23 protein-coding genes are annotated in these 25568 nt (G+C 62.0%); 17 read left to right on the top strand and 6 right to left on the bottom strand.

The genetic code is table 11. The features are described from left to right. Positions 1-79: 79 nt before the first annotated feature. Complete coding sequence (locus tag B5V02_RS29485; RefSeq protein ID WP_111547667.1) at positions 80-1339, bottom strand: sarcosine oxidase subunit beta; 1260 nt, start codon at positions 1337-1339, stop codon at positions 80-82. Positions 1340-1546: 207 nt separating this feature from the next. On the opposite strand from B5V02_RS29485, the gene B5V02_RS29480 reads away from it, so the two are divergent. The 15 genes from B5V02_RS29480 (at position 1547) to B5V02_RS29410 (ending at position 19462) form a co-directional block, all read left to right on the top strand. Beyond that, positions 1547-4036, top strand: coding sequence for a mechanosensitive ion channel family protein (locus B5V02_RS29480; protein ID WP_111547512.1), 2490 nt, complete (start codon positions 1547-1549; stop codon positions 4034-4036). A 177-nt stretch (positions 4037-4213) separates the two neighbouring features. Further along, positions 4214-4477 (top strand): hypothetical protein, encoded by a 264-nt coding sequence (locus B5V02_RS29475; protein WP_167392187.1) that lies wholly within the window; start codon positions 4214-4216, stop codon positions 4475-4477. A 227-nt stretch (positions 4478-4704) separates the two neighbouring features. After that, positions 4705-6138 carry a UbiA family prenyltransferase gene (locus B5V02_RS29470; RefSeq protein ID WP_111547511.1) on the top strand — a complete coding sequence of 478 codons (1434 nt, stop codon included), beginning with the start codon at positions 4705-4707 and terminating at the stop codon, positions 6136-6138. 1 nt (position 6139) lies between these two features. Continuing rightward, positions 6140-7492 carry an FAD-binding oxidoreductase gene (locus B5V02_RS29465; protein WP_111547510.1) on the top strand — a complete coding sequence of 451 codons (1353 nt, stop codon included), beginning with the start codon at positions 6140-6142 and terminating at the stop codon, positions 7490-7492. Between the two features lie 124 nt (positions 7493-7616). Then, on the top strand, positions 7617-8048 hold the full coding sequence (locus B5V02_RS29460; protein ID WP_111547509.1) for an EamA family transporter: 432 nt from the start codon (positions 7617-7619) through the stop codon (positions 8046-8048). Next, entirely contained in the window at positions 8045-9052 is a 1008-nt protein-coding gene (locus B5V02_RS29455) for an NAD-dependent epimerase/dehydratase family protein (protein WP_111547508.1), read from the top strand. Before B5V02_RS29460 ends, B5V02_RS29455 begins: the two co-directional genes overlap by 4 nt. Positions 9053-9158: 106 nt before the next feature. After that, positions 9159-10589 (top strand): aspartate aminotransferase family protein, encoded by a 1431-nt coding sequence (locus tag B5V02_RS29450; RefSeq protein WP_245446277.1) that lies wholly within the window; start codon positions 9159-9161, stop codon positions 10587-10589. Positions 10590-10611: 22 nt separating this feature from the next. Further along, a complete protein-coding gene (locus B5V02_RS29445; RefSeq protein ID WP_111547506.1) occupies positions 10612-11844 on the top strand; it encodes a hypothetical protein in 1233 nt (410 codons plus the stop codon). Next, on the top strand, positions 11841-12599 hold the full coding sequence (locus B5V02_RS29440) for an FkbM family methyltransferase (RefSeq protein WP_111547505.1): 759 nt from the start codon (positions 11841-11843) through the stop codon (positions 12597-12599). Before B5V02_RS29445 ends, B5V02_RS29440 begins: the two co-directional genes overlap by 4 nt. Before the next feature lie 160 nt (positions 12600-12759). Next, positions 12760-15321 carry a GcvT family protein gene (locus B5V02_RS29435; protein ID WP_111547504.1) on the top strand — a complete coding sequence of 854 codons (2562 nt, stop codon included), beginning with the start codon at positions 12760-12762 and terminating at the stop codon, positions 15319-15321. 93 nt (positions 15322-15414) lie between these two features. After that, positions 15415-16263: a DUF1194 domain-containing protein gene (locus B5V02_RS29430; RefSeq protein WP_167458722.1), complete on the top strand. Its 849-nt coding sequence runs from the start codon at positions 15415-15417 to the stop codon at positions 16261-16263. An 88-nt stretch (positions 16264-16351) separates the two neighbouring features. Then, a complete protein-coding gene (locus B5V02_RS29425) occupies positions 16352-16696 on the top strand; it encodes a peptidase inhibitor family I36 protein (RefSeq protein WP_111547666.1) in 345 nt (114 codons plus the stop codon). A 164-nt stretch (positions 16697-16860) separates the two neighbouring features. After that, positions 16861-17811 carry an ABC transporter substrate-binding protein gene (locus B5V02_RS29420; RefSeq protein ID WP_111547502.1) on the top strand — a complete coding sequence of 317 codons (951 nt, stop codon included), beginning with the start codon at positions 16861-16863 and terminating at the stop codon, positions 17809-17811. Between the two features lie 89 nt (positions 17812-17900). Then, positions 17901-18674, top strand: coding sequence for an ABC transporter permease (locus B5V02_RS29415; protein WP_111547501.1), 774 nt, complete (start codon positions 17901-17903; stop codon positions 18672-18674). After that, positions 18671-19462 (top strand): ABC transporter ATP-binding protein, encoded by a 792-nt coding sequence (locus B5V02_RS29410; RefSeq protein WP_111547665.1) that lies wholly within the window; start codon positions 18671-18673, stop codon positions 19460-19462. Before B5V02_RS29415 ends, B5V02_RS29410 begins: the two co-directional genes overlap by 4 nt. Positions 19463-19481: 19 nt before the next feature. On the opposite strand, the gene B5V02_RS29405 is transcribed toward B5V02_RS29410, so the two are convergent. The 3 genes from B5V02_RS29405 to B5V02_RS29390 all read right to left on the bottom strand — a co-directional run bounded on the left by B5V02_RS29405 (position 19482) and on the right by B5V02_RS29390 (position 21412). Further along, the gene (locus B5V02_RS29405) at positions 19482-20420 is read right to left on the bottom strand and encodes a GlxA family transcriptional regulator (protein ID WP_378915622.1); all 939 of its coding nucleotides are present in this window, start codon (positions 20418-20420) and stop codon (positions 19482-19484) included. Between the two features lie 347 nt (positions 20421-20767). After that, positions 20768-20902, bottom strand: coding sequence for a hypothetical protein (locus B5V02_RS42320; RefSeq protein WP_013894968.1), 135 nt, complete (start codon positions 20900-20902; stop codon positions 20768-20770). A 339-nt stretch (positions 20903-21241) separates the two neighbouring features. After that, a complete protein-coding gene (locus B5V02_RS29390; protein WP_111547499.1) occupies positions 21242-21412 on the bottom strand; it encodes a hypothetical protein in 171 nt (56 codons plus the stop codon). Positions 21413-21635: 223 nt separating this feature from the next. On the opposite strand from B5V02_RS29390, the gene B5V02_RS29385 reads away from it, so the two are divergent. Then, positions 21636-22535 (top strand): LysR substrate-binding domain-containing protein, encoded by a 900-nt coding sequence (locus tag B5V02_RS29385; RefSeq protein WP_111547498.1) that lies wholly within the window; start codon positions 21636-21638, stop codon positions 22533-22535. Positions 22536-22802: 267 nt separating this feature from the next. Here B5V02_RS29385 and B5V02_RS29380 read toward each other — a convergent pair whose 3' ends face one another. Together B5V02_RS29380 and B5V02_RS29375 are read right to left on the bottom strand one after the other, a co-directional pair. After that, complete coding sequence (locus B5V02_RS29380) at positions 22803-23783, bottom strand: alpha/beta hydrolase fold domain-containing protein (RefSeq protein ID WP_111547497.1); 981 nt, start codon at positions 23781-23783, stop codon at positions 22803-22805. 244 nt (positions 23784-24027) lie between these two features. Further along, a complete protein-coding gene (locus B5V02_RS29375; protein WP_111547664.1) occupies positions 24028-24213 on the bottom strand; it encodes a hypothetical protein in 186 nt (61 codons plus the stop codon). A 323-nt stretch (positions 24214-24536) separates the two neighbouring features. Between B5V02_RS29375 and B5V02_RS29370 the strand changes: the two genes are divergently transcribed. Continuing rightward, entirely contained in the window at positions 24537-25541 is a 1005-nt protein-coding gene (locus B5V02_RS29370; protein WP_167458721.1) for an acyltransferase family protein, read from the top strand. The last annotated feature ends 27 nt before the right edge of the window (positions 25542-25568 follow it).

The raw sequence follows: 25568 nt of genomic DNA, 5'->3' as shown, positions 1-25568 counted from the left end.
TCTTCTTGTTTGACCATGATCTTGTCCGAAAACCGGTTTCCACTTTTCGCTGGCGCGGTCCTTCGGTTCCGGATCATGTCTAATGAAGCCTGGGGTTGGCGCCCTGGCCCTTGTCGTCGATCAGCAGGCCGCGGTGGAAGCGGTCGAGCGTGAAAGGGGCGTTGAGGTCGTGCGGCTGATCCTTGGCGATGGTCCAGGCAAAGCACCAGCCCGAGGCCGGCGTCGCCTTGAAGCCGCCATAGCACCAGCCGCAGTTGAGATACATGCCGGGCAGGGGGCCGGTGGTGATGATCGGCGAGCCGTCCATCGACATGTCGCAGACGCCGCCCCAGGAGCGCAGCATGCGCACGCGGGCAAGGCCCGGAAACAGCGCCAGCATCTCGCTCATTACCTCGTCGACGATCGGCAAATTGCCGCGCTGGGCGTAGCTGTTGTAGCCGTCGATGTCGCCGCCATAGATGAGGCCGCCCTTGTCCGACTGCGACATGTAGAAATGGCCCATGCCGAAGGTGACGACGGTGTCGATAAAGGGTTTTAGCGATTCGGTGACGAAGGCCTGCAGCACGTGGCTCTCGATCGGCATCGTCTCGACGCCGGCCAGTTGCATGACGCGTCCAGTGCTGCCGGCGACCGCGACGGCCACCTTTTTGGCGCGGATGTCGCCGCGCGACGTCGCGACGCCGGTGACGCGGTCGCCATCGCGCAGGAAGCCGGTGACCTCGCAATTCTCGATGATGTCGACGCCGCGCCGGTCGGCACCGCGCGCATAGCCCCAGGCGACGGCATCGTGGCGGGCGGTTCCGGCGCGCCGTTGCATCAGGCCGCCGACCACCGGGAAGCGTGCGCTGTCGGAGATATCGAGCGCCGAGATCAGGCGTTTGATCTGCGCTGGCGTCATCAATTCAGCGTCGACGCCGAGATGGCGCATGGCATTGCCGCGCCTTGCATAGTCGTCGAACTGGGCCGGCGTGTGCGCGAGGTTCAGGCAGCCGCGCTGCGAGAACATGACATTGTAATTGAGCTCGTGCGACAGGTTCTCCCACAGCTTCATCGAATGCTCGTAGAAACGGGTGTTGGCGGGCAGCAGGTAGTTCGAGCGCACGGCCGTGGTGTTGCGGCCGACATTGCCGGACCCGAGCCAGCCCTTTTCCAGCACCGCGACATTGGTGATGCCATGTTCCTTGGCGAGATAGTAGGCGGTTGCCAGCCCGTGACCGCCGCCACCGATGATGATGACATCATAGGATGCCTTCGGATCCGGCTTGCGCCAGGCCGGCTTCCAATCCTTGTTTCCCTTGAGCGCGTTCGCGAGCAGCGAAAAGGCCGAGTACTCTGCCATAATTGTCATCCGGTTCGGGCGATGCGGCAGACTATAGAGCAGGCCGCCTCCGCAAAGCCAATATTGCGCCATCGCCTTTCGACTGGCCGACGCCCGCGATCGGATGAGGTGAGCGATCGGATGCGACGGCTTGCCCCATGATATGGCCGTCTTTATCAAGGACAGGCTTTCAAATTGCCTTTGCCGCCCGTGAGTCGCCAACAAATCATGCTTTTCCGATTGCTTCGCCTCATTTTGATCCTCGCGCTTGTTGTCTCGGCGCCGCCTTCGTTTGACGCGATGGCGCAAGCGCTCGGTCAGGGCGCTGCCGGATTGATCACCGATCAGCAGAAAGTCATCCAGGGCCTGACGGCCAAGACTGACGATCTCGAAAAGAGAATACAGCAGGACGGTGAGGACGATGCCGCACTCGTTGATATCCGTCTGCAACTGGAGGATCTGTCGCGGGCGGCACTTACCAGTGCGCTGGCGTTTCGTTCGCGCCTTACCGACATCAACAATCGGATCGAGATGCTGGGTCCGCCGCCGGCGGCGGGGCAGCCGCAGGAGCCCGACATAGTGACCGGCGAACGCCAGGCGCTGGCGTCGGAAAAGGCCGAGATCAACGCGGTCGTCGCCAGCGCGCAGAACCTGTCGATCCGCATCAGCGGGCTGATCGACAAGATCGGCAACATGCGCAGCGCGCTGTTCCGCAATGTGCTCACCAAGCGCTACGTGCTGTCCGACGCGCTGAGCCCGCAGGTCTTCTCCGACGCCCAGGACGAATACGCCAACCTGTACAAGGCGGTGTCGTCCTGGCTGACCTTTGCCTTCAAGTTCAAGTTCAAGGCCATCCTGGCAGCGACCTTCGTGGCGCTCGGCTTGGCGCTGGTGCTGCTGGTCGGCGGCCGGCGCCTGTTCGGGCGGGTGTTCGAAGCCGACCCGACGGTCGAGGACCCGTCCTATCTCAGCCGCCTGTCGGTGGCGTTCTGGTCGACCTTGCTGCCGTCGCTGGCGGTCGGCGTATTCCTGGCCTCCACGGTGTTCTTTTTCAACTATTACAATGTGTTGCGCGGCGACATCGGCGTCTTCCTGAATGCGCTGGCGGCCGTCATCGCGGTGGTGTTCTGCGTCAATCGGCTGACCAATGCGGCGCTCGAGCCGCGGCTGCCGAACTGGCGGCTCATTCCCGTCGAAACCGGCCCGGCACGCTGGCTGGTGCGGCTGACGACTGCCATGGCCGTGGTCATCGGCGTCAACTATTTCCTGTCGATCGTCAACGACAAGATGGGCTCGCCGCTGTCGCTGACCATCGCCCGCAGTTTCGGCTCCACGATCATCGTTGGCGTCATCCTGATCCTGATGGCGATGCTGAGACCGTTCAAGGCGCATGACGGAAGCTGGCGGCCGTGGCCGGCCTGGCTGCGCTACATGGCGATTGCGCTCGGCCTGTTCACTATCGTTGCGGCGCTGCTCGGCTATATCGGCCTTGCCCTGTTTGTCGCGCTGCAGGTCGTCGTCACCGGCACCGTATTAATCACTGCGTATATCGGCTTCCTGTCGGCGCGGGCGATCGGCGAGGAGGGCGCTTTCGCCGACACCTCCGTCGGGCGCTGGCTGTCGGCCAATTCGAGTTACGAAGACGCCGCCCTCGATCAGCTCGGCCTCGTCGTCAGCGTCGCCATCAATCTAATGATCGTGCTGGTTTTTCTGCCGCTGATCCTGCTGATGTGGGGCTTTCAGCCCGGCGACATCGAGGCTTGGGCCTACAAGCTGGCAACCGGGATCACCATTGGCTCGGTGACGATTTCGGTCACCGGCATCCTCTCCGGCATCGTCGTCTTCATCATCGGCTATTTCCTGACGCGCTGGTTCCAGGGCTGGCTCGACGGTTCGGTGATGGCGCGCGGCAAGGTCGATACCGGGGTGCGCAACTCGATCCGGCTGGCGGTCGGCTACTCCGGTGTTGCGCTGGCGGCACTCGTCGGCATCTCGGCTGCGGGCATAGACCTGTCCAATCTTGCGCTGGTCGCCGGTGCTCTTTCCCTCGGCATCGGCTTTGGCCTGCAGAATGTAGTGTCCAATTTCGTCTCCGGCCTGATCCTTTTGACCGAGCGGCCATTCAAGGTCGGCGACTGGATTGTCGCCGGCGATGTCAGCGGCACCGTCAAGAAGATCAGCGTGCGCGCCACCGAGATCGAGACGTTTCAGCGGCAGTCGGTGATCCTGCCCAATTCGAACCTGATCAACAACGCCGTCGGCAACTGGACGCATCGCAACAAGCTCGGCCGCGTCGACATCAAGGTCGGCGTCGCCTATGGCAGCGACGTCAAACAGGTTCACGCCATCCTGCTGGACATCGCACGCAGCCACCCGCTGGTGCTGAAGAACCCGGAACCCTTCGTGCTGTTTTCCAATTTCGGCACGGCCGCACTCGAATTCGAGATCCGCGTGTTCCTGGCCGATGTGATGAACGGCAATATCGCGCAGAACGACATCCGGTTTGCCGTGCTCGAGAAATTCAGCGGCGAGCACATCGAGATTCCCTCGACGCCGCGCGCCGTCGTCGAGGTCCACAAGCCCAAGGCCTGGCCGACCGACGACGACAAGATCGAAGCCGATTTCGTTGAACAGGAGCAGGCCAAGGTGGAGGCCGCTGCAGAGGCGAAGCGGCTCGCCAAATCGGGACGCAAGGTGCGCAAGCCCGATCCCGACTAGGGCGTGCTGACAGTCAACTGGCCTTCGAACAGGCGCGCTCGCAACCGGCCAAAGCCAATTGCGGCATGAATGCGGCATTCAGTTGCGGTTCAGCTTCCATCTCATATAAGCTCCCATGCAAAGGCGAAAATGCCTTGCGAAATGCAACAGAGGCGGTGGGAACACCGATATTGCAACATGTGGAAGTCTCTCGTCGCTGCCGTCGCCCTGGCCGCCGCCATCGGCTCGACCCATGCCGCCAGCGCGGTCAACAAGGACGCCGAGACCCGCACGCTGATCGTGACGGAGGGCGGCAGCAAGTCTGACCTTGCGCTGGCTGCTGGCGAAACCGTTGAATTCTGCCCGAACGGCTGCTTCGTCACCTTGCCCAATGGCGATCTCGAAGCTCTTACCGGCTCGGAAACCGTCGAGATCTCGGGCGGCGTTGCCCGCATCAAGTAGTTCCGACGGCATGACAGGAAAGGCCGGGCATTTGCTCGGCCTTTTATTGTTTCCGGTCATTGCTGCTTAACGATGACGGGGGAAATACCGTGATCCGGACAGGCCCGCACCGGGCGTTTTAACATTCGCTATGCCGTTCCCAGCTATACCAGCTTCAAGACGCCGAGACGCGGCGCGCAACGAGATTCCGGTTTTCCGGATCACACGCTGGCAGGGCAGGACGGGCTATGGATGCGCGGTCGGACAGGAACGCAATACCGTTTGCGGTCGATCTCGACGGCACGCTGATCGCGACCGACCTGTTGTGGGAAGGGCTGTTCATCCTTCTCAAGAAGAACCCGCTCTATATCTTCCTCGTGCCTTTCTGGGCCGCCGGCGGCGCGGCCCAGTTGAAGCAGGCGATCGCTCAACGCATCGACATCGATCCGGCATCACTGCCCTATCGCGAGGGGCTGCTCTGCCGCCTCCGGACCGAGCACGCCGAAGGCCGCAAGATCGTTCTGGCGACCGGCACGCCGCGCAAGTTCGCCGACGCCATCGCTGCCCATCTCGGCATTTTCGACCGGGTGCTGGCCACCGACGGTTTCGACAATCTCACCTCCGGCAAGAAGCGCGCCTCACTGATCGCAGCCTATGGCGACGGCGGCTTCGACTATGCCGGCAACAGCCGCCACGACCTCCAGGTCTTCGACGCCGCGCGCACGGCAATCGTCGTGGCGCCCGACCGTCATGCCGCGCGCTGGCAGGCAGCACACGGCGCCGAGACGATGCCGACGCCGAAGCCGACGTTGCGGACTGTCGTCAAGATGCTGCGCGTGCATCAATGGCTGAAGAACTCGCTGATCGCCGTGCCGATGGTGCTCTCGCATGAATATTTCAACACCGACATGATCTGGGAATGCCTGCTGGCATTCGTCTCGTTCAGCGCGGTGGCGTCGGCCATCTACATCCTCAACGATTTCTTCGACCTCGCGCTCGACCGCAAGCACGCCACCAAGCGCAACCGGCCGTTCGCCAGCGGCGCGCTGACGATCCCGTTCGGTCTTGGCGCGATCGCAGTGCTGCTGGCGATCGGCATCGGCACCGGATTGCTTTTGTCGCCCGAATTCCTGGCCGTGCTTGGCGGCTACATGGTGGTCACGACGGCCTATTCGCTGTCGTTCAAGCGCATGCTGCTTGTCGACGTGCTGACGCTTGCCGGCCTCTACACGATCCGCGTCCTGGCGGGTGCGGCCGCGACCGGTGTCGATGTCTCGTTCTGGCTGCTCGCCTTCTCGATCTTCTTCTTCCTGTCGCTGGCGCTGGTGAAGCGCTTCGTCGAACTGCGCACCACCGCCATCCCGCCTGGCGAGCGCATTGCCGGCCGCGGCTACCGCACCGAAGACCAGGAGATCGTCGCCCAGGCGGGCATGGCTTCGGCCTTCTCCTCGGCGCTGGTGCTGGCGCTTTACATGGACAGCGTCGCGGTGCGCGAGCTCTATCCGCATCCGTGGCTGATCTGGCCGCTGGCGCCGATCGTGCTTTATCTCACCATGCGCGTCTGGATCCTGGCGCGCCGCGACGAGATGCATGACGACCCGGTCGTCTTCATCATCCGCGACTGGCGCAGCCAGATCGTGGTGCTGATCGGCGCGGTGATGCTGGTCATCGGAGGCTGGTAGGATGGCCGCCGAACGCTTCCAGAGCTTTGGCCTTGCCACGCCGCCGGCGCCACGCGCGATCGGTGCCGACGATGGCATTGCGCTGCTGAAGGGCGGCCAGGCCAAGCCAGCGTCGCTGCTCGCCTATGGTAACGGCCGTTCCTACGGCGATTCCTGCCAGAACGAGGCCGGCACGGTCGTCGACATGCGATCCCTGAACCGGATCCGTGCCTTCAACGCAGAGACAGGCCTTCTTGAAGCCGATGGCGGGGTGCTGTTGTCCGACATCATCGCACACGCTGCCCCTTACGGCCTCTTCCCGGCGGTTATTCCAGGCACCCAATTCGTCACGCTCGGCGGCGCCATCGCCAATGACGTGCATGGCAAGAACCATCACCGGCGTGGCACCTTCGGCTGCCATGTCGAGACCTTGACGCTGCTCAGGTCTAACGGAAAGACTTATCGCTGTTCGGCGACCGATAATGCCCGGCTGTTTCGGGCGACGATCGGTGGCATGGGGCTGACTGGTCTCATCCTCTCGGCCTCGATCCGGCTGATGCGGGTGCCTTCGCTCGACATCGTCGAGACAGCGACGCCGTTTCGCGATCTCGGCGAATTTTTCGATCTGGCCGAGGCGGCCGACCAGGTCAATGAATACGCGGTCGCCTGGATCGATCAGCTGGCCGGCGGCCGCAACAGTGGTCGCGGCCTGCTGTTCACCGGCAATCACGCCGAGCACGGCTCGCATGCCGCCTCGCGCGCCGGCGGCACCCTCTCGGTGCCGGTCCGGCCGCCTTTCAATGTCCTCAACCGCCCGTTCCTGACCGCCTTCAATGCAGCCTACCGGTGGAAGAAGGGCCGGTCTGCGGCGCCGCGCCAGGTCGGATACCAGGGCTTCTTCTTTCCGCTCGACGGGGTGCGCGACTGGAACCGGCTTTACGGACCGAAAGGGCTTTTCCAGCACCAGAGCGTGGTGCCGGAAGAGGCGGCGCGTGAGGCGGTGCCGGCACTGCTGGCGGCTGCAAGGCGAGCCGGGCAGGGGTCCTTCCTCACCGTGTTGAAACGCTTCGGCTCCATCCGTTCGCCGGCGCTGCTGTCGTTCCCGCGTCCTGGTTACACGCTGACGCTGGATTTCCCCAACAGGGGATCGGCGACGCTGGCGCTGCTGCAGGAGCTCGATCGCATCACGGTCGAGGCCGGCGGCGCGGTCAACCCCTACAAGGATGCCCGCATGGGCGCCGACATCTTCGCTTCGTCCTTTCCCGAATGGCCACGGCTGGAGGCGCTTCGCGATCCCGCCTTCATGTCGTCATTCTGGGCGCGGACGGCAAAGAAGCTCGACATGCGGCGCAGTGCCGTCGAGGCTGCGGAATAGATAAAATTTGAAATAAGCTTGGTTAGCGTATCGCTAACTCTACAGTTCACTCAAAACATTCTTGTGGCTTCACGAAATGTTTGCGGGTTTGTAATAGGAAGCGTGAAGGGGTGGTTGGGAACACATGAAATACATCGTCTTCATTCTCTTTACGGTCATGACCAATGCCGCTGCGCAGCTGATGCTGAAGCAAGGCATGATGTCGCTCGGGCCGATCTCGTTCGAGGGCGTCAATCCCCTGGTCAAGCTGTTGCAGATCGTCTTCAGCCCCTGGGTGTTCCTCGGCCTGTGCACCTTCGTCATCTCGATGGCCTCGCACCTCTATGTGCTGTCCAAGGTCGAGCTTTCCTTCGCCTATCCGTTCCTCAGCCTCGCCTATGTCGCCGTTGCCATCTTCGCATATTTCGTCTTCCGCGAGGATCTCAATGGCTGGCGCATCGCCGGCATCGCCTGCATCTGCGTCGGCACGGTGCTCATCGCGCAAAGCGGGCGCGTGCATGAGGAGGAAACGGCTTCGCTTTCGTCCGATAAGATTCACAGCGAGATCATTCGATGAGACATTTGATTTTCGGTGGCGACGGTTTCGTCGGCCGCCACCTTGCCCCGAAGCTTGTGGCCGATGGTGAAGAGGTTGTCGTCGCAGACATCGCCAGGAGCGACCTGCCGCATTACCGCACTGTCCGCTTTATCAAGTGCGATGTCACCGATCCGGCTTCGGTCGCCGCGGTTGGGCTGAAGGCCGACGACATGGTCTACAACCTGTCGGCCAAGATGCTGTCGCCGATCCAGGTGCGGGCCAAGCGGCACGATTTCTTCTTTCCGGTCAATTTCCATGGCACCGAGCACATCATGCAGGCGATGGACAAGGCCGGTGCGCCCAAGCTCGTCCACTACACGACCGATATGATCTACGGCCACACAGTCACCCAGCCGATGACCGAGGAGCATCCGGTCGCGCCGCTTGGCGAATATGGCTGGTCGAAGCAGAAGACGGAGGAACTGGCAGCCGAATGGCGCAAGCGCGGCATGTCGATCTCGCTGTTTCGCCCGCGCCTGATCATCGGCCCGGGCAGGCTCGGCATTCTGGAAAAGCTGTTCAAGCTGATCGACTGGAGTTTTCCGGTTCCTATGATTGGTTCGGGCAAAAACCCCTATCAGTTCATCTCGGTGTTCGACTGCGCCGAGGCCGCGCGTGCCGCCTGGAAGGCGGGTGTGCCGAACGAGGCTTATAATCTGGGCTCGCTCAACCCACCGCCGGTGAAGAAACTGCTCGGCGACCTGATCAGGCATGCCGGTTCGAAATCGATCCTGATCCCGACACCGGGCTGGGCGGTGAAGCGCACGCTCGACCTGCTCGACCTGATGAACATGCCGATCATGGATCCGGAGCAATATCTGATTGCCGACGAAGAGTGCGTGCTCGACGTCTCCAAGGCGGAGCGCCAACTCGGCTGGGTGCCGCAATATCGCGACGAGGACATGCTGATCGCCGCCTACAGCGAGTACCGGGCCAAGAAGGCCGGTCACGCCGTCGCCACCAAACATGTGCCCGCCGAATAGCGGGCTCGCAAAAACAGCTTTCGTTGCGCACGATCCTGGTCATGCGCGCAGACAGGAGATTGAAATGACCATCATGGCCAAGCCCGAACAGACCAGCGCGCGCACCATGGTCGGCGCGCCGGCGCTGTCGCCCGTCACCATCGCCAAGCCCGACCTGATCAGCGTCGAGCAGGCCAAGGCGATGGACGTCGCGCGCATGACCGACCTGTTCAAGGCGCATCTCAACCCTGGCCAGCTGCATTTCATGAAGCTGCTGGGCTTCCACAAGATCAAGATCGAGCGTGCCGAGGGCATGTTCTACATCGACCAGAACGGCCGCAAGATCCTCGACTTCTTCGGCGGCTTCGGCTCGCTGGCCTTCGGCCACAACCATCCGCGCATTCTGGAAGCGCGCAGAAAATTCCAGGAGGAGAAGCGCCAGGAGATCGCCATCGCCTTCATGTCGCAATATGCGGCGGCGCTGGCGCACAACATCGCCAAATGCTCACCCGGTGATCTCGACATGGTGTTCCTGGGCTCGTCGGGCTCCGAGGCGATGGAAGCGGCGGTCAAGCTCGCCGAGCGCGCCGCCGGTCCGAAGCGGCCAAAAATCGTCTATGCCGAGAATTCCTTCCACGGCAAGACCAAGGGCGTGCTGGGCATCACCGACGGCCAGCTTTATCGCGCCGACTTCAAGGTGGCGGACAATACGGTCCGTATTCCCTTTGCCGACATCGAGGCGGTCGAGCGCCTGTTCCGCTCCGACCCGGAGGTCGGCGTCATCGTGCTCGAAACCATCCAGGGCGGCGGCGGCATCATCCAGGCTCCGGCCGAATACTGGCAGAAGCTGCGCGCGCTCTGCGACCAGTATGGCGTGCTGTGGGTCGCCGACGAAGTGCAGTGCGGCTATGGCCGCTCGGGCCGCTTCTATGCCTTCGAGCATTATGGCGTCGTTCCGGATGTGACGGCGCTGGCCAAATCGCTTGGCGCCGGCAAGGCGGCGGTCGGGGCAATGATTGCCCGACGCGAAGTCTATATGAAGGCCTATGGCACGCCGAAGACGGCGATGATCCATGCCATGGCGACCTTCGGCGGGATGGGCGAGGCCTGCATCACCTCGATCGAGGGGCTCAACGTGCTCTATGACGAGGGGCTGATCGACAACGCCGCCGTTACCGGCGACTACCTGCTGCAGCGGCTGCAGGCGCTCAAGGACAAATATCCCAAGATCATCAAGGACGTGCGCGGCAAGGGTTTCATGGTCGGGCTGGAGTTCCATGACTTCTCGCAGACCTTGCCGATGGTGCTGCGGCCGATCGTCAGCGTGCTCGACGACAAGCTGAAAGGCTCGCTGTCCGGCTTCGTCGGCGCGCTCTTGCTGCGTGACTACGACGTGCTCGTCGCCTTTACCGAATACAATCGCAACGTCATCCGGCTCGAGCCGCCGCTGATCTGCCAGCGCGAGCATGTCGACCGCTTCGTCGATGCTTTCGACAGCCTGCTGTCGCGCGGCATCGTGTCGATCGTCAAGGATTTCGTCAAAAGCCAAGTCCGTTAAGCGAAGGTCGCTGAGCAAAATCATGCTGACCAAGTCTCCCGCTGCGAAAAACCCGCTCGACCGGCTCACCGAGGCCGGCCTGGCGTGGGGCGAGGGGACCTATGCGCGGCTGGCAGCACCCATCGGCGCGGCGGCTTTCGCGCTCTACATCCTGTTGACGGCGTTCACGGCATGGGTGATGCCGGACGCCAACTGGGACATGCTGCCCTATCTCGCTATCGCCGAGGAAGGCGCCTATCCCGATGCGCAGGCGCTGCACGACTATGCCTACAGCACCGTCAAGGCCGGCGTGTCGGCGGGCGACTACAAGACGCTGACCGACGATGGCGGCGGCTTCCGCAACCATATGGCGGAGAATGCCGCCGACTTCCATTCGCTGCTCGGCATGTACCGGATCAAGTTCCTCTATGCCGAGATCCTGTCGACGATGAGCTCGGTGATGTCGCCGGTCGAGGCGATGCGGCTCGTCTCGGTGTTCTCCGTGCTGTTGTTCGGCGCGATCGCACTGCTCTGGCTGCGCTCGGAGCGGGCATTGGCGCTGGCGCCTCTGGTCGGCGCGGTGCTGATCATGGCCGATTTCGGCGACGTGGCGCGCGCCTCGACGCCCGATCTGTTGTGCTCGGCGCTGTTCCTCGGCGGGCTTTACGCCTATGTCCGCGGCCGCGAGGCGGCAACAGCGATCCTGCTCTTCCTCGCCTTCATGGCGCGGCCGGACAACATTGTTTTCCTTGCCATTTTCGCCGTGTTGCTGGTCGTGTTCCGGCAGAAGGCGTGGGGCGCTCTGGCCGGCTTTGCCGCGTCCTTCGTCGCCTATTTCGCCATTTCGCACTGGGCCCATCATCCCGGCTGGTGGCCACATCTGTGGTTCTCCAGCATCGAGCAGCATTACAATATGGATGGGTTCGAGCCACCGTTTTCGATCGTTGCCTATCTCAGGGCGTTTGCCACGTCCCTGCTGCGCGCCGTCAGCCTGAACAGCTGGGTCGGCGTGTCGGTGCTGGCGTTGGCCGGCTGGCATGCGGCCGGCCGCGCCGGCTTCCGCCTCGAGCGCCGCGCCGGCATTCTGTTTGCGGCGCTGGTGCTCGGCGTGCTGGCGAAATTCGCCGTGTTCCCGATTCACGACACACGCATCTATTTCCCCAATCTGATCCCGCCTTTCCTGCTGCTGGCAACGCCGCTGATGGCGCTGTGGGCGACAGTGGCGCGTGGCCAGCATCGCCCCGCCCTGCACGTCATTCCCGGAGACAAGTCATGAGTTCCGTATCCAACCTGGCGCGTATTGCTCTGTCGCTCGGTCTTCCCAGTGGACTTCTCGATCGCGGGCCGTCGCTGCGCGGCACAAAATTCCTGGCCAAGGCGGCGCTGAAGGCGCGCTTCGGTGGATCGGGACGACCGTTCCAGATGGTCAATGTCGGCGCCTGCGACGGTGCGCTGTTCGACGACGTCACGCCGTGGCTGCACCGCATAGCTGGCGCACGCGCCATGCTGGTCGAGCCGATCCCGTACAATCAGAAACGGCTGCGCGCCAACTATCCCGACACGAGCCGGTTCATCATCGAGCCGGTGGCTGTCACCAAGACGAAGGGCACGATCACCGTCCACACCTTCGATGCCGCCGCGCTCGAGGCCGGCGCGTTGCCGATCGAGTTCATCGGCTGCTCGTCGGTGACCGACACCAATCTGATGTCGGGCAAGAATGCCTGGGGCGAGGCTGACGCCAACTTCAACAAGTTCGCGCCGCATCTCAGGGATATCGAGGTGCCGTCGGAAACGCTGCAGACGCTGCTCGACCGCAACGGCATCAGCCATATCGACGCCTTCCTCGTCGACTGCGAGGGCGCCGACTGGGTCGTCTTCGAACAGCTCGACCTCAAGCGCTATCGCCCAGGCATGATCAAGGTCGAGGTCGGCGCGCTGCCGGCCGCCGAAATCGGCCAGGTCGTCGTCAAGCTGAAGACATCAGGCTATCAGGTCGGCTTCCAGGCCGAGGATGTGTGGGCCTTCGCCTGAGCTGATCTTTTCGAGCGAAAAGAGAACCGCCCAAGGCGCCCGATGTGAAGCATTCGCCTGTCTGGTCGCTCGGCTTTTTGCCAATGTCGCAAACAGGCTTCATCAGGCCCATCGCTCCGCCCTATAGTCCGCCCGCTTTATCACTTTGGAGTCGCGGGCAATGGCAGAGTTTCCGAAAAAGGCGAAGGTCGTTATCGTTGGCCTGGGCGGCATTGTCGGCGCATCGATCGCCCATCACCTGATCGAACGCGGCTGGGACGATATTGTCGGCATCGACAAGTCCGGCATCCCGACCGATATCGGCTCGACGGCGCATGCCTCCGACTTCTGCTACACGACCAGCCATGATTTCCTGTCCTGCTGGACGACGCTCTACTCCATCGATTTCTATGAGAAGATGGGCCATTACGCGCGCATCGGCGGCCTCGAAGTGGCTCGCGTCGGCGACGACAGCCGCATGGAAGAGATCAAGCGCAAGATCGCCTCGGCCAAGGCTTTTGGCACGCGCGCCCGCCTGATCGAACCCGCCGAGATCAAGCAAAAATTTCCGCTGATCGAAGAAGAGATGGTGCAGGGCGGCCTGTGGGATCCCGATGCCGGTCTCGTCATCCCGCGCTCGCAGACCGTCGCCGGCAAGCTGGTCGACCAGGCGGAAGCCTCCGGCAAGCTCAAATCCTTCGCCAACACGCCGGCCAGATCGCTGGTCGTCAAGAATGGCCGCATCACCGGCGTGGTGACCGACCGCGGCACCATCGAGGCCGATTACGTGGTCGTCTGCGCCGGCATTTGGGGCCGGCTGATCGCGGAGATGGTCGGCGAGGATCTGCCGGTCATGCCAATCGACCATCCGCTCACCTTCTTTGGCCCGTACAACGAGTTCGCCGGCACCGGTAAGGAGATCGGCTGGCCGCTGCTGCGCGACCAGGGCAACTCGGCCTATATGCGCGACACCGGCGATCCCAAGACCGCCGAGGGCGGGCAGATCGAATGGGGCTATTACGAAGAGACCAATCCGCGCCTTTGCCATCCGCGTGACCTGCTGGAGAAGGACCAGGCCCGGCTTTCGCCTTCGCAGCGCGATCTCGACATGGAGCAGATCCTGGGACCGCTCGAACGCGCCATGGAGCTGACGCCGATCCTGGGCGAACTGGGCTACAACGAGAGCCATTCCTTCAACGGACTTCTACAGGTGACGGCGGATGGCGGCCCTTCGATGGGCGAAAGCCAGAAGGTGAGGGGCCTGTGGTACGCCGTCGCCATCTGGGTCAAGGACGGCCCCGGCATGGGCAAGCTGATCGCCGACTGGATGACCGACGGTCGCACCTCGATCGACCACCACGCCATCGACTATGCGCGTTTCTATCCGCACCAGACCAAGGAGCAGTTCATCTGGGATCGCTGCACCGAGACGGCGATGAAGGTCTACAATCCCGCTGTGCATCCGCGCGAACCCTTCTCCAAGGCCCGCAACATCAGGCGCTCGCCGTTCTGGGAGCGCGAGAAGGAACTTGGCGGCTATTTCATGGAACTCGGCGGCTGGGAGCGCGCCCACGGCTATGCCGCCAACGAGCATCTTTTGGAAAAATACGGCAACCGCGTGCCGGTGCGCGAGAACGAGTGGGACAATCGCCATTTCTGGCGCGTCTCCAATGCCGAGCATCTCGCCATGAGCGAGGATTGCGGCATCGTCAACCTGTCGCATTTCGCCATGTACGACGTCGAAGGTCCGGATCATGTCGCGCTGCTGGAATGGCTGTGCGCGGCCAAGATCGGCGGCGACAACAACATCGGCAAGGGCATCTACACCCACTTCCTCGACGAGGAAGGCATGGTGCGCGCCGACTTTACCGTCATCCGCATGGCCGACCGCTGTCGTTTGATCGACGGCGCCGATGCCGGCCCGCGCGACTTCCAGTACATGCGCCGCACGGCGCAGGACAAAGGTTTCGACGTCACGATCACGGATGTGACCGAGCAATTCGTTACCATCGGCATCTGGGGTCCGAACGCCCGGGCGACCTTGCAGAAGGTGGTCGAGACTCCGGACGGGCTCTCGCTTGAGAACTTCCCGTTCGCGGCGATCAAACCGGTCAGGATCGGCGGCAAGGACGTCACCGCCTTCCGCATCTCCTATGTCGGCGAGCAAGGCTGGGAACTGCATATGCGCTACGAGGACGGCTTGGCCGTCTGGGACGCGTTGCGCTCGACCGGCGTGATGCCCTTTGGCGTCGAGACCTATGCCAACACCCGCCGCATGGAAAAGAGCCTGCGCCTGCAGAATGCCGATCTTCTGACCGAGTACAATCTGGTCGAAGCCGATCTTGCTCGCCCGAAGGTCAAGGAGAACGATTTCAGCGGCAAGGCCAAGCATGTCGAGTACCGCGCCCGCGAGCACCAGCCGGCCATGCTGTGCACGCTGGTGATGACCAGCAATGTCGATGCGAAAGGTGTTGCCCGCTACCCCGTCGGCACGATGCCGGTGATGGACCCGAAGACGGGCGAAACGCTGGTCGACGAACTCGGCCGCCGGTCGTTCACGACGTCGATGGCGTATGGCCCGACCATCGGCAAGAACATCGGTCTCGCCTATCTGCCGTGGGCGTATGCCCAGGAAGGCCGCAAGCTCGCCATCGAGTATTTCGGCGAGACCTATCCGGTCGAAGTCGCCGCTGTTGGCTACAAGCCGCTCTACGACCCGGAGAACCTCAAGCCGCGCAGCTGATCGCCGGGCAAGGCGAAACGGCGTGAATGCAAAGCCCGGCTCATGGCGGGCTTTTCTCTTTTTAAACCGGCGATTCTCGCTTACCGTTGCGGCATGTCTGCTTTTGCCTGTGCAAGACATCTCCTGTCGGGCAGCGCCGCGATGGCGCTGACGCTCTGGCTGACGCCGGTGTCCCTTGCGGATGAGCCGGTCGATGTCGAGCTGGTGCTGGCCGTCGATGTTTCGCTGTCGATGTCGCCGGATGAACTCGAGATCCAGCGGCACGGCTATGCGGCGGCGCTGACGCACGACAATGTGCTGCAGGCGATCGCCGATGGTGCTCATGGCAAGATCGCCGTTACCTATGTCGAATGGGCCGGCACCACCTGGCAGCGCGTCATCGTGCCGTGGACGGTGATCGCCAGCCGCGCCGACGCGGAGCGGGTGGTTGCGCAATTGTCCGCCCAGCCGCCCGGCAGCGCGCGGCGCACCTCGATCTCCGGCGCGCTGGAGTTCGGCTACGATCTTTTCGCCGAAAGCGGCTACCAGGGAGACAAGCGGGTCATCGACATTTCGGGTGACGGTCCCAACAACCAGGGCGCGCCGGTCAATCTCACCCGCGACGGGCTGGTCAAGCAAGGCATCGTCATCAACGGACTGCCGCTGATGACCCGAGGCGGCTTTTCCGGCGCCTACGACGTCAATAATCTCGATCGCTACTACAGCGACTGCGTCATCGGCGGCCCCGGTGCCTTCATGATCCCGGTCAACGACTGGACGCAATTTCCCGAAGCCATCCGCCGCAAGCTGGTGCTGGAACTTGCCGGTCCGGCCTCACCGCAATGGGCGGCGGAAGAAGCTGCACATCCGCCGGTGGTGCTGGCGCAGGACACGCCGGCCAGTGACTGCCTGGTCGGCGAAAAGATGTGGCGCAACCGCAGCTGGATGTTCGACAGCCGCTAGGCTTGCCTCTCCGGCCGAAGCAATGGCAAACTGGCCAGGCCGCGCGATCGGGCGGCGGGGCCGCGGTCAGAACCGAGGAAAACACCAGATGAAATGTCTTGCCATCCTGACTGCTGTCGCATCCGTGCTTTGTGCTGACGGCGCCAGCGCCCAATACAATGATGAGCCCGCCTGCATCATGTTCGAGCATGCAAATTTTCGCGGGCGGTCTATCGGTATGGGGTCCGACGATTCCGTGAATTTTCGCGGCGGTCAGTTTTGGAACGACCGTGTGTCGTCGGTGATCGTTCGCCGTGGCTGCACGCTTGTTGCCTATGAGGATTCGCGGATGGGCGGCCGTTCGATCGAGATCAGGCGCAGGATCCGCGATTTCGGCGGCAGCGAGTGGAACGACCGCATCTCGTCGGCGGAGTGTTATTGCGACGGCTACTGAAGCCGTTTTGGATTTCCGGCGGCTGATGCCGTTTCGGCGGCCGGCGCCGATCCAGTGGGGGCTATCAGCGCTGGGTCTGCCTTGCGCCTCACCATCCTGTTCATTGACAAGCCGATTGGCGTCTGTGAGACAATTTCCTCAGAGAAAACAAAAGGGGAACTGACATGATCAGGATCGCAATTCTTGCGACAACATTGACGCTTGCCGCCGGCTTGTCCGCACCGGCGATGGCCGCCACATCGGTCACCATCGGCATCAGCGGCTGGACCGGCTTCGCGCCGCTGACGCTTGCCAAGCAGGCAGGTATTTTCGAAAAGCATGGGCTCGACGTGACTTTGAAGAAGGTGCCGCAAGCGAGCCGGCCGCTGGCCATCGCCAGCGGCGACCTGCAATGCGCCGCCACCACGGTCGAGACCTGGCTTGTCTGGAATGCCAGCGGCGTCACCACCAAGCAGATCTTCCAGCTCGACAAATCCTATGGCGCCGACGGCATCGTCGTCCGCAACGACATCAAGACCGTCGCCGATCTCAAGGGCAAGAATGTCGCGTCCTCGGCACCGGGCACGTCGCCCTACTTCATGCTCGCCTGGGTGCTGAACAAGAACGGCATGTCGACCAAGGATGTCACCGTCGTCAATTTGGAGCCGGATGCGGCGGCACAAGCTTTCCTCGCCGGCCAGAACGATGCCGCCGTCACCTATGAGCCGTTCATCTCGGCGGTGCGCGACAAGTCCGACCAGGGCCACATCCTGGCGACGACGCTCGACTATCCGATGGTGCTCGACACGGTCGGCTGCACGCCTGAATTCCTCAAGGCCAATCCTGATGCCGCAAAGGCACTTGCCGACAGCTATTTCGAAGCGCTCGACCTGATCAAGAACGATCCGCAGAAATCCTACGAGATCATGGGCGCGGACGTGAAGCAGTCGGCCAAGGAGTTCGAGGATTCGGCGAAGTACCTGAAATGGGCCGACAAGGCCGACAACAAGCAGTTCTTCACCAAGGAATTCCAGGACTTTTCCAAGACCGCCGGCGATCTGCTGCTGCAGATGGGGCTGATCAAGGAAGCGCCCGACGTCAGCACGCTGGCCGATACCAGCGCGGTGTCGAACTGACAGTCCGGCGTTTGGCCATCACGCGGCGGCGCCTGGCGCCGCCGTTTCTCCTGGACAAATGACGATTTGAAGATGGGGACGATTTGAAGATGCGCCCCTTGTATCCAGTCTCGCCGGGCATCCGAACCGTGCTCGGCATTTCCTTCTTCGTGCTGTTCGTCGCCTTCTGGGCGTGGATCACGCTCGGCGGCCACGTCAACCGCATCTTCCTCGCCGATCCGCTGTCGATGCTCCGGGATGGCTGGCGGCTGCTGGTCGAGGATCGGTTCTGGCTCGACATATTGATCACCATCTGGCGCGTCTTCGGCGGCTTCCTGCTGGCCTCGGTCGTCGCGGTGCCGCTCGGCATCGCGATGGGCGCCTGGAAGCCGGTGGAGGCATTTCTGGAGCCATTCGTCTCCTTCGCCCGTTACCTGCCGGCCTCGGCTTTCATCCCGCTGCTCATCCTGTGGGCGGGCATTGGTGAGCTGGAAAAACTGCTCGTCATTTTCGTCGGCTCGGTGTTCCAGATCATCCTCATCATCGCGGTCAAGGTCGGCAGCACACGGCGCGACCTGGTCGAGGCGGCCTATACGCTGGGCTCCACCAACAACGGCATCGTCAGCCGCGTGATCATGCCGGCCAATGCGCCGGAGATCGCCGAGACGCTGCGGCTGGTGCTTGGCTGGGCCTGGACCTATGTCATCGTCGCCGAGCTGATCGGCTCGTCCTCCGGCATCGGCTACATGATAATCAACAGCCAGTCGCGGCTGGCGACGGGGCAGATCATCTTCGGCATCATCGTCATCGGGCTGATCGGACTGTTGTCCGATTTCGCTTTCAAGGCCTTCAACCGCTGGCTCTTTCCGTGGAGCCTGGCGTGAGCAAGCTTCTCATCGAGGGCGTCTCGCGCACTTTCGCCGGCGTGCGTGGCGGAGAGCCGGTCAAGGCGCTGATGCCGGTCGACCTGGCGGTCGCCGCCAACGACTTCATCACCATCCTCGGTCCATCGGGCTGCGGAAAGTCGACCCTGCTCAGAATTGTTGCCGGCCTGGAAGCGCCAAGCGAAGGTCGGGTGCTGCTCGACGGCAAGGCGGTGACCCGGCCGGGGCCGGATCGCGGCATGGTCTTCCAGTCCTACACGCTGTTTCCCTGGCTGACGGTGGCGCAGAACATCGCCTTCGGCCTGCGTGAGCGCGGCATGGCCGAAAAGGAGCGGGACGGGATTGTCGCTTCCTATGTCGATCTCGTCGGCCTGAAAGGGTTCGAGAACCATTGGCCGAAGCAGCTTTCCGGCGGCATGCAACAGCGCACGGCGATCGCCCGGGCGCTGGCCAACGATCCCGAGATCCTGTTGCTCGACGAGCCGTTCGGCGCGCTCGACAATCAGACGCGCGGTTTGATGCAGGAGCTGTTGCTTGGCATCTGGGAGCGCCGCAATAAAACGGTGCTGTTCGTCACCCACGACATCGAGGAGGCCATCTTCATGGCCTCGCGCGTCATCGTGATGACGGCGCGGCCCGGCCGCATCAAGTCGGATGTCGCCATCGACCTGCCGCATCCGCGCCATTACACGCTGAAGACCAGCCCGGAATTCTCGGCGCTGAAGGCGCGGCTGACCGAGGATATCCGCGTCGAGGCGATGCGGACGGTGCAGACGCAGCCGGCCTAGGCTATTTTGATGTGCCGGCTCAGGCCGCCAGCAACTGCTTGCGGTCAACGCGCTCCTGTTGCGGCGAGCGGGCGTAGAGTTCGCGGTAGCATTTGGAGAAATGCGAGGCCGAGACGAAACCGCAGGCGACCGCCACCTCGACCACCGGCATCGACGACTGGATCAGCAGGTGCCGGGCGCGGTCGAGCCGGATTTCGAGATAGTAGCGGGCAGGGGAGCGTCCCATCTCGGTGCGGAACAGCCGCTCGATCTGGCGGCGCGACAGGTCGACATGGTCGGCGATCTCGATCAGCGACAGCGGCTCGGACAGGTTTGCCTCCATCAGCTCGATGATGGTCAGCACCTTCGAGTTCTGGACGCCGAGGCGGGCGCGCAGCGGCAGGCGCTGGCGGTCGGTCGGGCTGCGCACGCGGTCGGTCAGCACCTGCTCGCAGACACGGTTGACGAGGTTATCGTCGAAATCGTCGCCGATCAGCTTCAGCATCATGTCGAGTGCGGCGGTGCCGCCGGCGCAGGTGTAGATGTTCTGGTCGATTTCGAAGAGGTCGGCAAAGACATTGGCCTTCGGGAATGCCTCGGAAAAGCCCGGCAGGTTCTCCCAGTGGATGGCGCAGCGCTTGTTGGACAGAAGGCCGGCGGCAGCAAGGATATGCGCGCCGGTGCACAGGCCGCCGACGGCGACGCCGCGATTGTACTCCTCGCGCAGCCAGGCGAAGGCCGACTTGTTCTGATAGCGCTCGACATTGATGCCGCTGCAGACGATGGCCATGTTCGGCCGGTCAGGGCCTGCCATCTTCTTGCGCTCTTCCTCCAGCGAGGTGTTGACCGCGCATTCGACCCCGTTCGAGGCGCGCACCGGCTTGCCGTCGATGCTGGCGAGACGCCAGCGATAGGCCTCATAGCCAAGCATGCGGTTGGCCGAGCGCAGCGGGTCGAGCGCGGTCGCAAAAGCGATCATGGTGAAATCGGGAACAAGGAAGAATACAAACGATCGCTTGATCGGATGCTTTACGGCGTTCAAGGGAACCTCACGCAGCCATGGCGCGAACAGGATGTCGCGAATAGCATAGCGACATCAGGAAAAACCATGTCTGTCAATTGGCTACGCCGCCAGGTCACGAATAAATTTGCGACATGGGTCGCAAATGGGCAATCGGCGTGCAGTGAGCCCTGGAAGCGGCGCCCAGCCGTTCAAGGGACAGGCAAACATGCGTCCTGCGGCAGAACAAAAACGCCGCCTTGGCTGGAGCCAGGCGGCGTTACAGTTTTATAAGCAGCGGCAGGGAAGCGCTGCCTGGAAAAAGTTCAGGCGACGAAGCCGAGGCGCGCCGCAGCCATCGCGCCGGTCTGGCCGGGCATGGTGTTGGCGAGGCGCTGACGCTCGAGAGCGGTGGTCAGGTTCATTTCGCGGCGGGCGAAGAGGCGGGCAAAAAGCTTCATGATCATCTCCATTCGGTTGCTCAGACGGGTCGCCTTCGCTTGATGGAGTGGGGCAGCTCGTTTGCTGCCGCTGATATAGGCTTGTGCTGCGTAAAACTAAATCGCAAAAGCGAAGCGCTTGATATGAAATGCGACACCGATTGCGACAATTTTGGGCAAGGTGCTCGAAATTTGCAATTGTTTACAAGGCACTAATTGGACAAACGGGTCGCCATGCGGCTTGCTCATATGCGTCATGCGCTGGCGGCATGGCTTCAAAACTCATTTGAATACAAATAAAACAGAGAAGGCCTGCCGGGCGGGCTGCGCGGCAGGCCTTCAGCACATGGTACACACGATCTACTTTGCTCCAGCCCAGGACCCGACGCCATTGCGAAGACCGGTCTTGGTGTCGGCAGCTTCGGGCCAGCCGATATCCTTCTGCAGTTCGATCGGCAGGGAGCGGATGGCGCGTTCGGTCTGGTAGCGGGCGCGGGCCGCGCTGAATTCGGTCGCGAATAGACATTTCATTCTCCTTTGATGCCGGGCCGGAACAGTCCGACCCTGGATGTGAGGCGTTGCACGCTGCGTGTTTCAACCCCATTTCATGTCGATTGCAGGTTTGTCTCGTGGCCGTTTCGGGGCCACTTCCAATGCGTCCTGCCTCGATGGTGTTGACTATCCTCCCAATCTGATGTTCAATCAAACGAAATGGAATGATGCTTTGTATCAGAAAAATTGAAGGTCACTTCCCATGAACGCCCCACTCAACCATCCACTGCCACTGCTCGATCTCGACGTTTTGCGCACTTTCGTGGCGATTGCCGAGACCGGCAGCTTCACCACCGCCGCCAATGCTGTGTTCCGCACGCCGTCGGCCGTCTCCATGCAGATCAAGAAGCTGGAGGATATTCTCGGCCGCTCGGTGTTCGCGCGCGATGCCCGCTCGGTGTCGCTGACCACGGATGGCGAAATGCTGCTCGGCTATGCCCGCAGGCTGCTGTCGATCAACCGCGAGGTGGTGTCGAAGTTCATCATTCCCGAGATTGTCGGCGTTGTCCGGCTCGGCTCGCCAGACGACTATGGCGAGCGTGTGCTGCCGCATGTGCTGAAGCGTTTTGCGCAATCGCATCCGTCGATCGCCGTCGATGTCACCATCGACCAGAGCAGCAATCTGCGTCGGCGCATGGACGACCGGGCTCTCGACATCACGCTCCTGACCAACTCCTACAAGACCAGTGCGCTCGGCGCCGAGGTGCTGCTCACCGAGCCGATCGTCTGGGCCGGTGCCAAGGGCGGCTGCGCGCATCTGCGCGAACCCTTGCCGGTATCGCTGTGGGAAGAGGGCTGCGCCTGGCGGGCCGGCGCACTTGACGCGCTTGGCCGCGAAGGCCGCAACTACCGTATCGCCTATATGAGCGCGCACACGGCCGGCCAGCGCGCCGCGATCATGTCCGATCTCGCCGTGGCGCCGCTACCGAAGTCATTCCTCGGCAACGACATGGTCGAGCTCTCCCCGAAGGACGGCATGCCCGACATCGGCACCTACAATCTGGCGATGGTGGTGGCGCCGGACGCCAGCGCGCCGGTCAAGGCCGTCGCCGATCATATCCGCGCGACCTTCGAAGTGTTCCGGGAAACCGGCAAGTTCTGATGGGCCTGCTGTGAGCCGCGTTTCAGTGCTCACCGATCTTATCACATGCGGGAAGCCGATTGATGTTCTGGCTGCAATCGTAAGCGACCTGGGTTGGTCCGAGACGCCAGTAGTCGTCCTGACCACTGATCATATTTTGAGTGTGCTCCGACGGTTCCAGGCAGGAGAACTCACCGCTGCGGACGTGGAGGCGTGGGCAGACCTGATCGAATGCAGGGAAGATATCGACTACCAGCCAGAACGAGATGAAGAAATACTGGAAGCAATTTACGTGCTGGCCAATCCGGTCTTGAATGGCTCGCTAGATGAAGCCTTGACCGACCAGGTGATCGCCTCGATCTCGGCTTGACCAAGGGTTTTTTCCCCGACCAGGAAGGTCACGATGCTGTCGCGCGCCCGCCGTGCTTCAGGCATGTCGATCAGTGGCCAGACATGGAACATACCTTCTTCGTAGACGACCTCGACCTCGACGCCGACGGCGCGCGCCTTTTGCGCGAAGATCAGATTGTCAGGACTGAGGAGGTCGTGCGAGCCGGTTAGGAGCAGCGTTTTCGGCAGCACCGAGAGGTCGCCATAGAGCGGGCTGATGTGCCAGTCGCTGCGATCGAAGCCGGCGCTGTAGAGCCGGACTGCCTCCATCCCGCCCGAAATGCCCAGCCAGGGGTCGCGGCGTTCGGCCTCGAACACTTCGGGGTTGGAAAGCGACATGTCGAGGCCGGGTGAAATCAGCACATGGCGCGACGGCAGGGGCAGGGCCTGTTCCGCGGCCATCATGGTCAGCACCACAGCCATGTTGCCGCCGGCGGAATCGCCCATGAAGACGATATCCTCGGCCTCCGTCTCGTCGAGCATCTGGCGGTAGACATCGCCGACCATACCGAACATGGCGTGGAAATCGTGTTCGGGGGCGATGGGATAGATCGGCACGGTGATGCCGTAGCCCAGCCGGTCGGCCATGTCGGCGATCAGGTGCCAATGATAGGGCGTGATTTCAAAGACATAGGCGCCGCCATGCAGATAGAGAATCCGCTTCTGCTCGCCGGCCTTGGGGGCGATTTCATAGACGGGAAAGCCATCGACCGTATGCATCTCGATGTCGAGACGCTGATGCAGCGAGGCGGGCGGCTGGTGGTTCTCGGTCTTGCGCGCGGCAGCGATCCAGCGCTGCAGGTTTTCCGGGCTGGAAAACGCCTTCTTGCGGCTGTGCCGGAGCACGAACGACACGACGTGGCTTTTCAAACTTGGCATCCGGATACACGAACTTCGGCTGCAGCCGACTAAGAGAATTCCCCTCACCTGCGAAGATCGTGCCGTGGCCGAAAATGTCAAGTTTTACGCTATGTCTACACGGTGGTGTGATCCGGGCCTCGGTGCTTCTGCGGCGGTCAACGCCGCGGCAGAAGCGCGGCGCGCAGCCGGGTGTTGCCAGGCGCCGAGGCCGCATGTGGGCTCCGACGCCTGACGAGCAGCTTGCATTTGTCGGCGAATGTCATCAGCGCGCCGTACCCAGAAGCAGCGAGATGAGCGCGGCCTGCGGGTCGTTCGGCGGCGATGCCGGCCAACCAATGTCCTTCTGGACATGCGCCGGCAGGTTGTTCAAGGCCCGGATCGACTTCTTCCTGTCGTGGGCAATCTTGATGGCCACACCATAGCGGCCGAGGCTTTCGAACATCGACATTTTGGTCTCCTCCGGAAGGTCACTGCGGCAGGAAGACATTTCCGGCCAGCCTTCGATGGCGGCTTAAATGCGCCGCGCATGTTTCCAGCGGATTTCACGAAAACAGCGTTTCGGTTTCCGGATCAGCCGATCTGGAAACATTTGCATACAAATGAAATTGCATTTGATCGACGCCGGGTCGGGCTATCGTCGGATGCGTGATAAACGATCAAAAGGAATGCTGAAATTCTACCTTAAGATTTGCCGAGTTGACAAATGGCGGCAGATATTCGCTATTGTGCAGTGCAGCATTTTTGGTGGGAGGGGCGTTAAGGGGTAAAAGCGTGAATGAAATCCATAGTATTCAGTATCTTCGTGGGTTGGCCGCTTCCGCAGTAGTCTGTTTTCATATCAACGAGCAGTTCAACGGCCCGTTCGCGATTGGTGCAGCAGGCGTTGACATCTTCTTTGTAATTAGCGGTTTCATCATGTGGGTCTCGACGGTCGATCGCCCTGTCGCTGCACAGCGCTTCATGTGGCAGCGAATTGTTCGCATCGTGCCACTTTATTGGATAGTTACGTTGCTGACTGCGCTGGCAATTTTCGTCAAGCCGCAGTTTCTCTTCGGACACGTGTTGAGCCCTGCTAATTTTTTCGGGTCGCTGTTGTTTTTTCCAATGATGCAGAACGGGTCACTTCATCCCGTGGTGATCCAAGGCTGGACGCTATGCTATGAAATGATGTTTTACATCGTTTTCGCCTTGTCGCTCTTGCTGGCCAAGAAGCAGCGTTTTGGCGCGCTGATCGGCGCGATGCTGGCGATGGTCGCGATGAATTTTTTCCTGCTGCAAGGGTACCCCGGGGCCTTTACCTCTCCCATCGTGCTCGAGTTCGCGGCCGGTGTTGTCGTCGGGCGGCTGTGGATGAAGGATATTCGGCTCCAGCTTATGCTGGCGCTGGCGCTGTTTGTTGGCGGATTTCTCTTGCTGATGACGGCCCAGATGCTTGACCCTGAAATGCCCCGCGTCTTGCGTTGGGGCATTCCGGCGACCCTGGTCGTTGCCGGCGCGGTTTTTGCCGAGCGCGCGAGCCCGTTCAGGCCCATGGCCTTGCTCACATTTTTAGGCAATGCCTCGTATTCGATCTACATCTGGCACGTGCTGGTGGCTGTCGTGGTGACCGGTATCATGCTGCGGTTTGGAGTTCCGTCAATCTGGCAGCAGGCGTCGATTGCCTTTGTAAGCATTGCGATTTCCGCGGCGCTCTATCTGATTGTTGAAAAACCGCTGACCGGTTTGCTCAAATCCGTCACGCGCCAAAAGCCTGCCGCAGGTCAGGCCGCAGTCTGACTTGCGTCTGCCGCAGATTGAAACACA

The organism is Mesorhizobium kowhaii (assembly GCF_003253745.1).
Lineage (GTDB): Bacteria > Pseudomonadota > Alphaproteobacteria > Rhizobiales > Rhizobiaceae > Mesorhizobium > Mesorhizobium kowhaii.
Note: the sequence above shows the minus strand (reverse complement) of the source record. Positions and strands in the feature narration are given on the sequence as shown.

Bases quoted from the DNA above. Each gene is read 5' to 3' on its own strand.
- B5V02_RS29375 (WP_111547664.1), bottom strand. From the start codon at position 24,213: ATGTCGATGTTCGAAAGCCTCGGCCGCTATGGTGTGGCCATCAAGATT.
- B5V02_RS29430 (WP_167458722.1), top strand. From the start codon at position 15,415: ATGTCTGCTTTTGCCTGTGCAAGACATCTCCTGTCGGGCAGCGCCGCG.
- B5V02_RS29440 (WP_111547505.1), top strand. From the start codon at position 11,841: ATGAGTTCCGTATCCAACCTGGCGCGTATTGCTCTGTCGCTCGGTCTT.
- B5V02_RS29465 (WP_111547510.1), top strand. From the start codon at position 6,140: ATGGCCGCCGAACGCTTCCAGAGCTTTGGCCTTGCCACGCCGCCGGCG.
- B5V02_RS29405 (WP_378915622.1), bottom strand. From the start codon at position 20,420: ATGATCGCTTTTGCGACCGCGCTCGACCCGCTGCGCTCGGCCAACCGC.
- B5V02_RS29385 (WP_111547498.1), top strand. From the start codon at position 21,636: ATGAACGCCCCACTCAACCATCCACTGCCACTGCTCGATCTCGACGTT.
- B5V02_RS29435 (WP_111547504.1), top strand. From the start codon at position 12,760: ATGGCAGAGTTTCCGAAAAAGGCGAAGGTCGTTATCGTTGGCCTGGGC.
- B5V02_RS29485 (WP_111547667.1), bottom strand. From the start codon at position 1,339: ATGGCAGAGTACTCGGCCTTTTCGCTGCTCGCGAACGCGCTCAAGGGA.
- B5V02_RS29390 (WP_111547499.1), bottom strand. From the start codon at position 21,412: ATGAAATGTCTATTCGCGACCGAATTCAGCGCGGCCCGCGCCCGCTAC.
- B5V02_RS29455 (WP_111547508.1), top strand. From the start codon at position 8,045: ATGAGACATTTGATTTTCGGTGGCGACGGTTTCGTCGGCCGCCACCTT.
- B5V02_RS29420 (WP_111547502.1), top strand. From the start codon at position 16,861: ATGATCAGGATCGCAATTCTTGCGACAACATTGACGCTTGCCGCCGGC.
- B5V02_RS29445 (WP_111547506.1), top strand. From the start codon at position 10,612: ATGCTGACCAAGTCTCCCGCTGCGAAAAACCCGCTCGACCGGCTCACC.
- B5V02_RS29480 (WP_111547512.1), top strand. From the start codon at position 1,547: ATGCTTTTCCGATTGCTTCGCCTCATTTTGATCCTCGCGCTTGTTGTC.
- B5V02_RS29425 (WP_111547666.1), top strand. From the start codon at position 16,352: ATGAAATGTCTTGCCATCCTGACTGCTGTCGCATCCGTGCTTTGTGCT.
- B5V02_RS29475 (WP_167392187.1), top strand. From the start codon at position 4,214: ATGTGGAAGTCTCTCGTCGCTGCCGTCGCCCTGGCCGCCGCCATCGGC.
- B5V02_RS29415 (WP_111547501.1), top strand. From the start codon at position 17,901: ATGCGCCCCTTGTATCCAGTCTCGCCGGGCATCCGAACCGTGCTCGGC.
- B5V02_RS29460 (WP_111547509.1), top strand. From the start codon at position 7,617: ATGAAATACATCGTCTTCATTCTCTTTACGGTCATGACCAATGCCGCT.
- B5V02_RS29380 (WP_111547497.1), bottom strand. From the start codon at position 23,783: ATGCCAAGTTTGAAAAGCCACGTCGTGTCGTTCGTGCTCCGGCACAGC.
- B5V02_RS29470 (WP_111547511.1), top strand. From the start codon at position 4,705: ATGGATGCGCGGTCGGACAGGAACGCAATACCGTTTGCGGTCGATCTC.
- B5V02_RS29450 (WP_245446277.1), top strand. From the start codon at position 9,159: ATGGTCGGCGCGCCGGCGCTGTCGCCCGTCACCATCGCCAAGCCCGAC.
- B5V02_RS42320 (WP_013894968.1), bottom strand. From the start codon at position 20,902: ATGAAGCTTTTTGCCCGCCTCTTCGCCCGCCGCGAAATGAACCTGACC.